The sequence below is a fragment of the Limnobacter humi genome (genome assembly GCF_024518835.1).
GTDB classification, from domain to species: domain Bacteria; phylum Pseudomonadota; class Gammaproteobacteria; order Burkholderiales; family Burkholderiaceae_B; genus Limnobacter; species Limnobacter humi.
In genome coordinates, this window is record NZ_JANIGO010000002.1 from 878,707 (window position 1) to 892,226 (window position 13,520).

At 56.2% G+C, this 13,520-nt stretch carries 15 protein-coding genes; 7 read left to right on the forward strand and 8 right to left on the reverse strand.

Annotation, left to right across the window (positions count from 1 at the left end; translation table 11 throughout):
• Positions 1-9: 9 nt before the first annotated feature.
• A complete protein-coding gene (locus NQT62_RS09165; RefSeq protein ID WP_256764382.1) occupies positions 10-1,575 on the reverse strand; it encodes an NADH-quinone oxidoreductase subunit L in 1,566 nt (521 codons plus the stop codon).
• Between the two features lie 66 nt (positions 1,576-1,641).
• Between NQT62_RS09165 and NQT62_RS09170 the strand changes: the two genes are divergently transcribed.
• Positions 1,642-2,532, forward strand: a complete 891-nt coding sequence (locus tag NQT62_RS09170; protein ID WP_256764383.1) for a LysR family transcriptional regulator — start codon at positions 1,642-1,644, stop codon at positions 2,530-2,532.
• A gap of 107 nt (positions 2,533-2,639) precedes the next feature.
• Here NQT62_RS09170 and NQT62_RS09175 read toward each other — a convergent pair whose 3' ends face one another.
• Positions 2,640-3,458, reverse strand: coding sequence for an SDR family oxidoreductase (locus tag NQT62_RS09175; RefSeq protein ID WP_256764384.1), 819 nt, complete (start codon positions 3,456-3,458; stop codon positions 2,640-2,642).
• Complete coding sequence (locus NQT62_RS09180; protein ID WP_256764385.1) at positions 3,458-4,564, reverse strand: MBL fold metallo-hydrolase; 1,107 nt, start codon at positions 4,562-4,564, stop codon at positions 3,458-3,460. The genes NQT62_RS09175 and NQT62_RS09180 overlap by 1 nt, the downstream gene beginning before the upstream one ends.
• Positions 4,565-4,688: 124 nt before the next feature.
• Between NQT62_RS09180 and NQT62_RS09185 the strand changes: the two genes are divergently transcribed.
• Positions 4,689-5,330: a TetR/AcrR family transcriptional regulator gene (locus tag NQT62_RS09185; protein ID WP_256764386.1), complete on the forward strand. Its 642-nt coding sequence runs from the start codon at positions 4,689-4,691 to the stop codon at positions 5,328-5,330.
• 42 nt (positions 5,331-5,372) lie between these two features.
• Positions 5,373-6,272 (forward strand): EamA family transporter RarD, encoded by a 900-nt coding sequence (gene rarD, locus NQT62_RS09190; RefSeq protein ID WP_256764387.1) that lies wholly within the window; start codon positions 5,373-5,375, stop codon positions 6,270-6,272.
• On the opposite strand, the gene NQT62_RS09195 is transcribed toward rarD, so the two are convergent.
• Both NQT62_RS09195 and NQT62_RS09200 read right to left on the reverse strand, forming a co-directional pair.
• Complete coding sequence (locus NQT62_RS09195; RefSeq protein WP_256764388.1) at positions 6,235-6,918, reverse strand: DUF2238 domain-containing protein; 684 nt, start codon at positions 6,916-6,918, stop codon at positions 6,235-6,237. The genes rarD and NQT62_RS09195 overlap by 38 nt on opposite strands.
• Positions 6,915-7,847 (reverse strand): LysR family transcriptional regulator, encoded by a 933-nt coding sequence (locus NQT62_RS09200; protein WP_256764389.1) that lies wholly within the window; start codon positions 7,845-7,847, stop codon positions 6,915-6,917. Before NQT62_RS09200 ends, NQT62_RS09195 begins: the two co-directional genes overlap by 4 nt.
• 134 nt (positions 7,848-7,981) lie before the next feature.
• Between NQT62_RS09200 and NQT62_RS09205 the strand changes: the two genes are divergently transcribed.
• Both NQT62_RS09205 and NQT62_RS09210 read left to right on the forward strand, forming a co-directional pair.
• Positions 7,982-9,094 carry an alkene reductase gene (locus NQT62_RS09205; protein ID WP_256764390.1) on the forward strand — a complete coding sequence of 371 codons (1,113 nt, stop codon included), beginning with the start codon at positions 7,982-7,984 and terminating at the stop codon, positions 9,092-9,094.
• A 116-nt stretch (positions 9,095-9,210) separates the two neighbouring features.
• Positions 9,211-9,525: a nucleotide pyrophosphohydrolase gene (locus NQT62_RS09210; RefSeq protein WP_256764391.1), complete on the forward strand. Its 315-nt coding sequence runs from the start codon at positions 9,211-9,213 to the stop codon at positions 9,523-9,525.
• A gap of 12 nt (positions 9,526-9,537) precedes the next feature.
• Here the strand turns inward: NQT62_RS09210 and fghA are convergent, their stop codons facing one another.
• On the reverse strand, positions 9,538-10,380 hold the full coding sequence (fghA, locus tag NQT62_RS09215; protein ID WP_256764445.1) for an S-formylglutathione hydrolase: 843 nt from the start codon (positions 10,378-10,380) through the stop codon (positions 9,538-9,540).
• 19 nt (positions 10,381-10,399) lie between these two features.
• A complete protein-coding gene (locus NQT62_RS09220; protein ID WP_256764446.1) occupies positions 10,400-11,509 on the reverse strand; it encodes an S-(hydroxymethyl)glutathione dehydrogenase/class III alcohol dehydrogenase in 1,110 nt (369 codons plus the stop codon).
• Positions 11,510-11,631: 122 nt separating this feature from the next.
• Between NQT62_RS09220 and NQT62_RS09225 the strand changes: the two genes are divergently transcribed.
• Together NQT62_RS09225 and NQT62_RS09230 are read left to right on the forward strand one after the other, a co-directional pair.
• Positions 11,632-12,210 (forward strand): sigma-70 family RNA polymerase sigma factor, encoded by a 579-nt coding sequence (locus tag NQT62_RS09225; RefSeq protein ID WP_256764392.1) that lies wholly within the window; start codon positions 11,632-11,634, stop codon positions 12,208-12,210.
• Entirely contained in the window at positions 12,210-12,845 is a 636-nt protein-coding gene (locus tag NQT62_RS09230) for an NrsF family protein (protein WP_256764393.1), read from the forward strand. Before NQT62_RS09225 ends, NQT62_RS09230 begins: the two co-directional genes overlap by 1 nt.
• A 15-nt stretch (positions 12,846-12,860) precedes the next feature.
• Here the strand turns inward: NQT62_RS09230 and NQT62_RS09235 are convergent, their stop codons facing one another.
• On the reverse strand, positions 12,861-13,499 hold the full coding sequence (locus NQT62_RS09235; RefSeq protein WP_256764394.1) for a 2OG-Fe(II) oxygenase: 639 nt from the start codon (positions 13,497-13,499) through the stop codon (positions 12,861-12,863).
• Positions 13,500-13,520 lie beyond the last annotated feature (21 nt).

Consider the following 13,520-nt stretch of genomic DNA (forward strand, 5'->3'; position numbering starts at 1 on the left):
GAAACATCCTTATTTGCTGCGCGTGGCGGCATTGGAACCCCAGGCAGTTGGCCAAAAACGAAGCGCCAAACGGGTGAAGTATTCGTCCACGTAAAAGCCGGCATAACTCCAGCGTCGAAAGACATGCATGCCCGACCACCCCAACTGCAATGCAAGCAGCAGGATGTAAAGCAATGCCATGCCGAGCAGCACCCATGGCCCGAGAGACTGCACGGGCTGATCCAACGTACCGAAGCCCAGACCATGGGCCAGCGAAGCAATCCAGGTCAGCACAGCCACGAGCACACTGCCGGTCAGCAACCCGTGCAGGCTTGACCGAAGCGGCTCGTGTACAGCCCTGGGAAGCCACAACAGGGGAGCCCAGGCCAGGCTTAGCACGCCGCTCCACCACCAGGGCCAATGGACCGGCGCAAACCAAACTGCAGACCACCATTGCACACAAGCCACCAAGCCAAGCGCCAACGGTGCGGCCAACACCAGGCTGGGGCGCCAAATGGACTGCTGCCCTTGCAACAACTGCACCCGTGTAGACTGCACCACACTGGACGCCGACAGGAATGCATGGGCCTTGTAGAGCGAATGACCGATGAGATGCAAGGCAGCCAGTGAATACAACCCTAGACCACACTCCACCACCATGAACCCCATTTGGGCCACCGTGGACCAGGCCAAGCGCACCTTGATGGTGATGCGGGTCAGCATCACCAAGCCAGCCAGCACGGCGGTTAACAAGCCCATAAACACCAGCAGGGTTTGTGCAGCAGGGACTGAACTGAGCAATGTGGACAAGCGAATCAGAACGAAGCCGGATAGGTTCACAACACCAGCATGTAACATCGCCGAGACCGGCGTGGGCGCTTCCATGACTTGAATCAGCCAACCGTGAACCGGAAAAAGCGCTGTACGTAACACGACAGCAACGGCCAATAGTAAGGTTGCCCACACCAAGGCAGCGTCAGGGCTGTGGCTCAACAAGTAAGCATCAAGCCCGGATAAACGCAACGTGCCGGTCGACCACCAGACCAAGCCAGCACACGCAATCAGGCAAACGTCGGCCAAACGGTCCGCAATTTGCTTTTTGTGCGCGGCCAATTGAGCAAATGGACGCTCGGGATAAAAACACAGAAGCCGCCGCAAAATGACACCGACCAGTGCCCAACTGCCGATGAGCACCAACCAATGGTCAGCGAGCAACAGACATTGAACTGCGGCCAGTAGACCTGCCAAGGCCAGCGCGTAGCGCCGCTGACCGGGCTCGCCTTGTAAATAACGGGCAGAGAATACACCAATGACTGTGCCCAGGCCTTGAACCAACGGCGCCATCCAAGCTTGTTGCGCAGACCGTTGGAACAACCACCACACTTCGCCGCCGGGCAACATCAACCCACCCAGACTGCACGCCAGTCCAAGCGTCGACAGCGTGGAAAAGCAGCGCCAGGCCTGGCGGGGAGAACGCGCTGGTCCAGCCATCCATCCACAGGCGGCGAGCATGGCCAGGGTAGGCGCCATGCCCAAAAACCAAGCCAAAACAGTGAGTGTGATCATGGTGATGTTCTGCAATGCAACAGGCGCCATGATGATGGCCTTTTCTTGTTCTGTAAAATACAATGATCAGAACTTTTTCATCGATTTAGAAGAACAATGAATCTCGAGCAACTCAATTTTCACCACCTGTTTTACTTTTGGCGGGTGGCCAAAACAGGGCACCTCACGCAAGCAGCGCGGGAATTACATACCTCACAGTCGGCCTTGTCGGCCCAAATTCGACAACTCGAAGAGCGGTTGGGAGAAGCCCTGTTTCAGCGGGAAAACCGGCGATTAAAGCTGACAGAAATCGGCCAGATTGTGCTGGCCTATGCCGACAATATTTTTGGACTGGGGCAGGAATTGTTGGGGCGCCTGGAGGGGCGCAGTGAGGGCATGATTCGGCTTCGTGTGGGCAGCGTGGCTACCCTGTCCCGAAATTATCAGGAAAACTGGATTCGCCCCTTGTTGGCCAACCCAAAGGTGACGTTGACCATCGAGTCGGGACTATTGAATGATTTGCTGGACCGCTTGCTGCAGCACCAATTGGATGTGGTGCTGGCCAATGAAGCGGTGCCGACCGACCCCAACCGCCCGCTACACTGCCAATTTTTGGGTAGCCAGACCATCAGCTTGGTGGGCCCTGCCAAACGCTGGAAACATGTGACGTTGCGAATTCCAGAGGACCTGCAAGACCTGGACATGGCCCTGCCCGGCCCCCGCCACTCCCTGCGCGCGCAATTTGATGCCTTGTGCCTGGCCGCTGGGGTGAAACCCCGACTGCGTGCAGAAATTGACGACATGGCCATGCTGCGCCTGATTGCACGCGACAGTGGCTGGTTGGCTTTACTGCCCGAGGTGGTGGTGCAGGATGAGTTGAAATCTGGCCTGCTTCAGCGGGTCGGGTTTTCAGACCAGTTGGCGGAATATTTTTACGCCATCACCAGCCCGAGGCGGCACCCCAACGAGGCGTTGGAGCTGCTGCTCAAGCATCGCGAAGCGCGATAAGCCCACTTTTTAATCAAGTTAAAGAAAAGCCCTGCTGCTCAACCACTTCCAACGGTTATCCACAATGGTGGACACAGTTATCAACACATTTGGTGGACAAATAAGGGTCACTTTTTTGTGGAAGACCAGCCCGCCTGAATTTTTTGTTGCCGACGGCGCCCTGCCCTTTTGAACAACCCCAAGGCTTTGGCACTCCAGTTGGGCGCCATGGACGCCAGCTTGGCCGTCGCCCCGCGCCAAGCGGGCAACGCAATCTCCACACACTGGGTATCGAGTGCTTTCAAAATGGCCGCCACCACTTCATCTGCCCGGAGCGCTCGGGGTCCGGAAAAGGTCAACTCGGTTTGAGGTTTACCCAACTGAATGTCCAGCATCGGGGTTTGGACCGCGTCGGGGCAAATGGTGGTGACGGCGATGCCATGGGGCGCCAGCTCGAGCGCTGCACTCAAGGAATATCCCCGCACCGCAAATTTGCTGGCGCTGTATAAGCTAAGGCCAGGTACCGGCGACAAACCAGCCAGGGAGGCAATGTTGATGATGTGTCCTGCATGATTCGGCATCATGTGTTTTACAGCCGCCTGCACGCCAAATACTGTGCCCTTTACATTGATGTCCAGATGAAAATCCACCTCGGCTGGCGTGGCCTCGTGCACCCAATTTTCTTTCAATACGCCGGCCACATTGCACAGCACATCCAATATGCCCCAGTCGTGAACCACCGAGTCCAACAATGATTGCCAAGCTTGGGCATCCCGAACATCCAGCGTCGCCAGGCGGAGCTGATGGGCATCCGCATGACGCTTCAAAGCGTCAAGGCCAGCGGCATTGATGTCGCAAGCACACACTCGATGGCCCTGCTCCAGCAATGCAATCACCAATGCATGACCGATGCCTGAAGCAGCACCAGTGACCACAAAATTCCTCATCAGGCTGCCTTTTTCAATTCAGGGGTTGATATGAGTTGACCGCTGTGGAATTCACCCATGCGCAGTGTGGGTGCCGTACCTGGAAATAACCAATGGCCAGCCGATTCAGACGATGGCATGACATTGGGGAAACGCGCATCCAGAAAACAAGGCCCCGCCATGGCTTTTTCCTGCACCATGGAAATGTACTGATCCACCACATACTCCTGCGTGTTGCCGTTGATGATGACCTCGGCACCTGTCCGTGCGGCATAGTCGGCCAATCCCGGAATGCGGGAATGCGCCGGCGCATACGCATCAAGACTCACTCCATTTTCGCTGGTCACCAAAATGCCCTGCGGCGTGTTGACCACAATCGAATGATTGCCCTCGGTGTGGCCTTTGGTGCGAACCAAAGCCACAGAACCATCACCCAAGAAAACGCTGCCCTCTAGCTGAATAACCCGGCTTTCCGGAATACCGGTGATACCGCCCGGACAATACCACTGGTTTTGCCAAGGGATTAAACCCTGTGCGCTGGCCCACTCTTCTTTCATCACCAACAACTTGGCGTTGGGAAACAAACCAGGCTCATGCAGTGAGCCCAACCAACGGGTCAGGTTTTGCGTATGCAGGTGGTCGTAGGTGATGTAATCCACCTGTTCAGGCTGCAACCCCAGGCTGGCCAGAGCACCCAGCACCGTATTGGTTTTGCGCAAGACCAAGGCTTCCATCACTGGCACCAAGGGCCCGGCTTTTTGGTCCAGGTGGGCAAAAAATGGGGTGGTGCGCTGGTGCTCCCAGTCCGATGGACTGGCCAGCAGCGTTTTAATGCCTTCGGCCGTGTTGAACTGGATCACGAAGAGTTTGTTGCACAGGTGAACAAATGGCGCCAAACCTGCATAGGCGTTCAGGTAAGCAAACTTGCTGGGGTATGGCACGCGCACCAGTTCCATGGCTTTGTAAAACTGCACCGTGGGGTTTTTCAGCATGTCGTTGCGAAATGCCTCACCGGCGCGGCGAACAGCCTCTACACGGTCCATGGGGCGTGCAGCGTCCCGTGTACCGTCAAAATGGTGAACAGCTTTGGTGAGCGCGAATGGCGCATGGTTGGTGATAACGGCCATGGTTTGCCTCCTGTTCCGGAACGTGGCAGTGAAATACAGAACAATGCGGATTGTTTGACGCAGCGGTTGAGCCGTACACTGCAATCGATTTGTTATTCGACAAGATATCTTGTCACAATATACCATGACCTCACACGCTCTTTCCGCCTCAAAACGGGTGTACCGCGGACAGGATTCCGCCACCCGGGCCGATGAACGCGGCCAGCGCTTGAAGGAAGCAGGTCTGGCCTTGTTCGGCACACGGGGTTATGCCAGCACCACCATTGAAGCGCTGTGCTCGGAGGCCAAAGTCACCGCCCGGCATTTTTACGAGCTGTTTCCCAACCGCGAAGCTTTGCTGATGGCGGTGTACAACGACATTCTTCAGGACTTGAGCGCCGGGGTACTGCAGGCGGTTCTGAGCAACCATGCGTCCATGGATGAGCAAATTGAGCTGGGCGTGAAAGCCATGGTAAAACACTACCTGAAAGACCGGCGACGAGCGCGCGTGGGCGTGCTGGAGGTGGTGGGGGTCAGCGAGACAGTTGAACGGGCGCGGCGACATGCGATCAACACCATGGCGGGTTTGTTTGAGCAATTCATGGCGCAACGGGCAGCCCTTGGTGAATTGCCCCAACGCAACCACCATTTGTTGTGTGTAGCCTTGGTCGGCGGCCTCAACGAATTGTTGGCCGACTGGCTGATGGCTGAGAAACCGCTCAGCATTCCAAAACTGAGCGCGGAAGTTGGCGAAATTCTGCGGCTGGTGATGAAAGGTCTGCGATAATCCGCACACGTTGTTGATGCCAGTCACAGGGGTGAATTGAACATGGTTCGGGGGGTTGTCTATTCGGTATTGGCATCATCCCTGTTTGGGTTGATGTATTACTACACCTCCTTGTTACACCCGTTGAGCAGTGAGCAAATCTTCGGTTGGCGCATGCTGCTGACCGTACCCATCATGGGCTTGATGATTGTGCTGCTTGGCGAAACCCGCCAACTTCAGGACCTGTTGCACCGGTTGCGCCGGGAACCTGTACTTTGGCTCACATTGCCCACCTCCTCAGCCTTGCTGGGCTTGCAACTCTGGCTATTCATGTGGGCGCCTTCCCATGGCAAGGCTCTGGAAGTGTCGCTGGGCTATTTCATGCTGCCACTGGCGCTGATCGCGATGGGTAAACTGGTGTACGGTGAACGCCTGAGTTCATTTCAGAAACTGGCCGCGGCCTGCGCCGCCATCGGTGTGGTGCATGAACTGCTTCGGGTCGGCGGGTTCTCTTGGGCCTCGTTGGCCGTGTGCATGGGCTATCCGTTTTATTTTTATTTGCGCCGTCGCATGAAAACGGACCAACTGGCTGGCCTGTGGAGCGACATGCTGCTCACACTCCCGCTGGCATTTTACTTTGTGTTTTGGGGTGAGTCGGGCCAGCACCTAAAAGTCCAGTTCGAGTTGCGGCCGATGTTGTTCGTCCTGGTCATCGGTTTGGGTGTCATTAGTTCTGCCGCCCTGGTCAGCTATATTTTGGCCAGCCGTCGCGTACCGTTCAGCTTGTTTGGCTTGCTGGGCTATGTAGAGCCGGTGCTGCTGGTGTTCGTCTCTCTGCTGCTGGGCGAGCGCATCGGGGCATCCGAGTGGTTGACCTACATTCCCATCTGGTTGGCCGTGGGCGTGTTGATGCTGGAAGGCTTGGTCAGTGTGCGTCGTCCGGTGGCGCCGCCACTGGTGTAACCACATCGGTCAAATGGCGCATTTGTGCGCTTTGCAAAGGCCCGAACAGAATTTGCGCCAGCAAGGCCGCACACAATGCCCAGAACATGTCGGACTGTGTATCCCACACATACCCTTGCGTTCCCAAAAAATCGTCTGCACTGCCACCCATGGCCAAGGCAGCCCACCACTCAATCAGTTCATAAAACGCACTAAAAGCCAACACCACGCACGTGGTGAGTAAAAAGCGCATGGCCACGGTACGAACTTCGTGCCGGCGAATGAGAATTTCTCGAACCAACAAAGCGGGCACAAAACCTTGCATGAAATGCCCAATTTTGTCGTAGGGGTTGCGGGTCATGCCCAGCCAGTCTGCAATCTGAAACCCCAGCGGCACCCGGGCATAGGTGTAGGCCCCACCCATGATCAGCACCAGGCAGTGGAAGAAAATGGCCACATACAGCACCGTGGTGAGCGGAAAGCGACGGTGGCTGATACACATTAGCGGCAGGGCAATGAACACCGGTAAAACTTCCATGAACCAGGTCATTCGGTCGTACGGTTTGCAAGCAGACACCAGCAACGCACCCATGATCAAACCCAAACCCACCAGCAACCAGGGTCGTCGAGGGTCAGCGGACATTTGATCAGATTGTGTCGGGCTCATGCGGTGCGCCTGTGGGTGCTCATCAAGGGAGAAATGTCGGGATCACTGGCAAATGCTTCTTCAAAAAAGCCTACCACGCTGTTGACCTTGAGGGATGGGCGGCGCGCCGGTTGAAACACCACGTTCAATGGTAAAGCAGAGGGTTGGTAGCGAGCCAGAATCACTTGAACCCGGCCAGCCCTTAGATCATCACCATAAATCCACAGCGGCGAATAGGTAATACCCACGCCCTCCAGAACAGCCTGCCGAATGGCCTCGGAACTGTTGGACTGAAAATTGCCTTGCACAGTCACCTCAATTGGGGCGTTGCTGCGCGAATAAAAAACCCACTGGTTGGGGCTGGCAATACCGGTGTAAATCAAAGCGTTGTGGTGGCGCAGGTCATCGGGGTGTTTGGGCTCACCTTGCGCTGTCAAATACGCTGGCGAGGCAATCGCCGCGCGAGTGACAGTGCCCATGCGGCGGGCAATCAAACGACTGTCTTTCAGTTCACCCACGCGAAAGGCCACATCAATGCCCGCTGCGACCAGATCGACAAAACTGTCGTCCAGTTGCAGATCCACGGTGAGCTTGGGAAAACGCGCATACAGCGCGGGCAAGCGGGGGACAATGTGCAAACGCCCAAACGCCACTGGCGCTGCAAGACGCAGCATGCCACTTAATTCATGCTCAGCCCGGTGAACCTCCAGCCGTGCTTCCTCCAAGGTATCCAGCACCTGGAGGCAACGTTCGTAATAGAGCGCGCCTGCCTCGGTTAGCGAATGGCTGCGCGTTGAGCGGACCAGCAACACAGCGCCCAGTTGTGCCTCCAGGGCTTGCACCTGTTTGCTCACGGCCGACTGTGTGGTGTGCTGCTGGCGGGCCACAGTCGAGAAATTACCGCTTTCAACCACGCGCACAAAGGTTTCCATCAAACGCAATCGATCCATACACCTCCCCATTTATTCCCAGCTGGAATAAATACTATCACTTCCATGCACTAGCCCCAATCCTTAGGAATACGCATAATGAGCGCTCTTTGATGCACTGCACACAGTGAACAATCCAGTATTCAGGAGTACCCATGACCCAATCAATTGCACAAGCCAAACTGTTCCAGCCCGGCCGCATCGGCAACATTGCGGTGAAAAACCGCATCGTGATGGCCCCACTAACCCGGGGCCGTGCAGACGAGGCGGCAGGCGACATTCCTGGCAGCCCCATGAATGTGGAGTATTATCGCCAACGCGCCAATGCGGGCCTCATCATCAGCGAAGGCACGCAGGTGGCTCCAGCGGGCAAAGGCTACATGGCCACACCGGGCATTTATTCAAACGCGCAAGTTGAAGGCTGGAAACCCATCACCCAGGCTGTACATGAAGCTGGCGGTAAAATCATTGCGCAAATTTGGCATGTAGGCCGCATCACTCACCCCGACCTCACCGGTGGTGCACAGCCCGTGGCGCCTTCCCCCATCAAGCCAAACGTGGTGGCCTACACCCACAACGGCAAGCAGGAGGTGCCAGTGCCGCACGCTCTCACCGTGGACGAAATCAAGCAGGTGGTCCAGCAATTCCGCCAAGGTGCTGCCAATGCCATCACGGCGGGTTTTGATGGTGTAGAAATTCACGGTGCCAATGGTTATTTGATTGACCAGTTTTTGCGGGACGGTGCCAACCAGCGCACTGACGCCTACGGTGGCAGCCCTGAAAATCGCATTCGATTTGCATTGGAAGTGGTTGATGCAGTCATCGCCGAGGTGGGCGCAGGCCGCATGGGTATCCGCCTGTCGCCACTTACGCCATTCAACGACCTGGCGGATTCCAATCCGCAAGCCACCTTCGGCCTGTTGATTGAGGAATTGAACAAACGCGGTGTGGGCTTTATCCACATGATTGAAGGCTCCACGGGCGGTGACCGCAACCTGCCCGGCTTTGATTATGCCTGGGCGCGCGCACACTTCCAGGGCACTTACATGGTGAACAACGGTTACACCCGCGACATGGCCATTGAAGCCGTGGAGCAAGGCAAAGCCGATGCGGTGTCCTTTGGACGAGCCTACATTGCCAACCCAGACCTGGTTCAGCGCTTCCTCAGCGATGCGCCGTTGAACACCCCCAACCCACAAACCTTCTACACGCCTGGGCCCGAGGGTTACACCGATTACCCCGCACTGGAAGCCAGTGCAACGGCCTGATCACCGAACCTCATCGCCACACCCCGGCTAAAAAGGTAACCCGGAGGGCCTGCGTTGACACAATGCAGGCCCTTTGTGTAGGTTGAACGGCTTCACACACTCTCAGCAATTCTTCAATGTCCAATCGCGATTTGAACGCGCTGCGCGCAGCACTGGAGGCTTTTGCCGATGCCCGGCAGTGGGATCGTTACCACTCACCCAAGAACCTGTGCATGGCCCTGTCAGTGGAAGTGGCTGAACTGACGGAACACTTTCAGTGGAAAACGGAGATTGAATCCAGAACGCTCACAGATGCCGAGCGCTCGGGAGTGATTGATGAGGTGGCCGACGTGTTGCTGTACCTGCTGCAAATCTGCAACAAACTCAACATCGACCCAGTGGAAGCGGGGTTTGAGAAAATGGCCAAAAACGCTTTGAAATACCCGGTTTGATCTGAGGTTAAATTATAGGGCGTTCAAGTGTTGAGCATGAAAGCGCAAATGTTCTTCTATGAAGGTTGAAATGAAGTAATAGCTGTGGTCATAGCCGTCTTGATAGCGGATGGTGGCCGCGTAGCCCTTGCGTTTGCACACCCTTTCCAGCAAGGGGGTTTTTAATTGCCCTTCCAAAAAATTGTCTGCAGTACCTTGGTCCACCAGCATCGGCAACTGAGCAGCACCTGCTTCAATCAACGCGACAGTGTCATGTACAGTCCATGCGCTGCGGTCGTTACCAAGGTAAGCGGTGAGCGCCTTTTCACCCCAGGGGCATTGGCTGGGTGCCACAATCGGTGAAAACGCACTCACCGAAACATATCGGGAGGGATTGCGCAAGGCGATGGTAAGCGCACCATGTCCACCCATGGAATGGCCGCAAATGGCGCGCCTGGGGCCCAGATTCAGAGCGGACTCCACCAGTGCGGGCAACTCATCAACGGTGTAGCTGTACATGCGGTAATGGCTGTTCCACGGTCCCTGCGTGGCGTCCACGTAAAAGCCAGCGCCCAGACCCAGGTCATACGCAGCATCAGGGGCATCTGCCACGCCGACGCCACGCGGGCTGGTGTCCGGCATGACCAAAGCCACACCCAACTCGGCAGCCACGCGCTGCGCGCCCGCCTTGGTGGTGAAATTTTGATCGGTGCAGGTGAGGCCCGATAACCAGTAGACCACAGGAACAACATTCCCCTGCAACGCAGCCGGGGGCAAGTACACACTGACCTGCATGGTGCAATTGAGCACGCCAGAGGCGTGCTCGTACTGGTTTTGCAGCCCCCCAAAACAGCGGTTGCTGCTCAGTTGTTTCAAGGTCGACATGGGTTGTGCCTCAATAGTGAATCACGCTGCGAATGGACTTGCCTTCGTGCATCAGGTCAAACGCTTCGTTGATTTTTTCCAGTGGCATGGTGTGGGTGATAAACGTGTCGAGGTCGATTTCATCATTCATGAACCGGTTCACGTAGCCTGGCAACTCGGTGCGGCCACGAACACCACCAAACGCACTGCCCCGCCACACACGGCCCGTCACCAACTGGAAGGGGCGCGTCGAAATTTCCTGTCCGGCACCGGCCACGCCGATGATGACACTCTCGCCCCAACCCTTGTGACAGCACTCCAGTGCAGCGCGCATTACCTTCACATTGCCAATGCATTCAAAGGAGAAATCCACACCGCCATCGGTCATGTCGACGATCACTTCTTGAATGGGCTTGTCGAATTTGGCAGGGTTTACAAAGTCGGTTGCACCGAGCTTTTTGGCAATTTCAAATTTGTCTTCGTTCAAGTCGATGGCGATGATGCGCCCTGCTTTGGCCTGCACCGCACCAATGATGACGGCCAAGCCGATACCCCCCAGGCCAAACACGGCGACGGTGTCGCCCGCTTTCACTTTGGCGGTATTGTGCACAGCGCCAATACCAGTGGTAACACCACAACCGAGCAAACACACTTTTTCAAGCGGGGCCTTGGGGTCGATTTTGGCCAGTGAAATTTCAGGCACCACGGTGTGCTCCGCAAATGTGGAACAGCCCATGTAGTGGTAAATCGGTTTGCCATCTTTGGAAAACCGGGTGGTGCCATCGGGCATCAAACCCTTGCCTTGTGTGGCGCGCACGGCCTGACACAAATTGGTTTTACCGCTTTTGCAGAATTTGCACTCGCGGCATTCAGCGGTATACAGGGGAATGACATGGTCACCCACGGCCAGGCTGGTCACGCCTTCGCCCACCGCCTCCACAATGCCTGCGCCTTCATGGCCCAAAATGGCTGGGAAAATGCCTTCTGGATCGTCCCCACTCAAGGTGTAGGCATCGGTGTGACACACCCCGGTCGCCACAATGCGAACCAGCACCTCGCCTTTTTTGGGCAACTGGAGGTCCACTTCTTCAATGGTGAGGGGTTTGCCTGGGCCCCAAGCCACAGCTGCACGGGTTTTCATGGAATTCATGGTGGACGCTCCTTTACAAGCGAGTTTTGAAACGAAGTCCATTATAGGCAAAAGCCGTAAGGGCCCTTGATGTGATAGTGTGGCAACAGAATTTTAATTCCCACTGTAACCCAATGCCCCAAGCCAGCGAATTGCCCAGTGAACACGGACTGCATGCGTTCGAGACTGCACTTCGCCCGTTGTGGTTGCAGGCGCAAGCGGGGCACGAGCAGTCTTATCGGCAAGCCCTGGACTTGATGGCGCGTCGTCTGCGGGGGTTTTACGGTAGACGGCTGCAAGGCCTGCCCGATGAAGTCGAGGACTTGGTTCAGGAAACCCTGTTGGCTTTGCATGTGCAACGCGGCACCTACGATCCATCATTGCCGGTTAGCAGTTGGATGTTTGCCATTGCACGCCACAAATTGGTGGATTTGTGGCGGCGGCGCGGGCGGCGTGAACGGTTAAATGATTCCCTGGACGATGTGGATGAATCGGATTTGCCTCAAGTTCACGACGAGCATGCCGTTCAAAAAGACCTACAGACACTGATGCAGCAATTGCCTGATGCACAGCAGCAGGCCATTGTGCTGACAAAAATTGAGGGGCTCTCCATGGAAGAGGCATCCCAACGTTCGGGCGTATCTGTATCGGCGCTAAAGGTGCAGGTTCACCGAGGCTTGAAAAAACTGGCTGAACTGGTCAGGACACTGTGATGAAAACCGATGATTTGATCAATATGTTATCCACCAACGCTGGCCGGGCACCTGCCCGACTGGCGGAGCAACGCTTGGGAACTGCAGCACTGGCAGGCGTGTTGGCTGCAGCCGCGTTCTCTGTTGCGTGGCTGGGGTTGATTCCGCCTGAGCTGTTTTCAGAAGGTGCCCCCTGGCTGAAGTTGGCTTATGGATTTGCCGTGGTGCTGGCCAGTGGATTGTGGCTAATCCGGTTGGGCAGGCCTGCTGCATCCGATCGTGAACCGCGCATGCTGTTGTTGGGTGTGGTGCTGTTTATGGTGTTGTTGGCTGGTATCAGTTTTTTGGCCACGCCAGTGGATTTACGCACGCATGCGGTGCAGGGGCACTCCTGGTCGTCATGCCCATGGTCCATTATCAAATTATCGATGCCTGCGCTGGGCGCGGGCATTTGGGCCATGCGCGGCTTGGCGCCCACGCAAACCGGCTGGGCTGGTTTTGCCACCGGGCTGTTTGCCGGTGCAGCGGGCTCCATCGGATATGCGCTGGCCTGTGACGAAACAGCAACACCGTTCATCGCCATTTGGTACACCCTCGGCATGCTGGGCTCGGGTGTGGTCGGCGCTTTGGTTGCCCCCCGTTTTTACCGCTGGTGAACATTCCACACCACTTTAGCGGGGCGGATCGATTCGGTTGGAATCCGATGTGTTGACGCGATACCAACCAGCAATGCTGTATCGGTCGCGGTGCGCAGGCTTTACCTCATGCGGAAATTCCTCGCTCAGAAACACAGCAAGGGTGCCTTGTTCGGGCCATACCTCAACCAGCGCTGTATCGGGTTGGTCCGGTTGATACAGCACCATGCTCCCACCATCGCTCTGTTGCCAGCCCGGGTTCAAATAAGCCACCACCGACACAACACGGTTTGATTCGCCCCGAAAAGCATCTACATGGGTTTTGTAAAAAGCACCAGGAGCGTAATGCGCAAAATGTGATTCAAACGAAAACAAGCCCAGAAAAAGCCTGCGGTTCAATGCCTGCTGGAGTGCCGCGGCAAAATCCAGCCACTGGCGTGATGCCGCAGCATCGGGTTCAATCCAGGCAATTTGATCACGGCGAATATCAGGGTGGTTACGGCGGGTGTCTGTGCGCCCCACACCGGCCGAGCGCAGGGTTTGTTGCTTGAGCAATACCAACAAATCATTGCACCAGGCTGGATCCAAGCCTTGGTGTTGGATGCTGAAACCAGTCAAATACAAATCATTGGCAATTCGATCCAGCAGCGCCGGGTCGGGCAGGAAGGTTGTCATCGGCGATACACTGGCCACCAA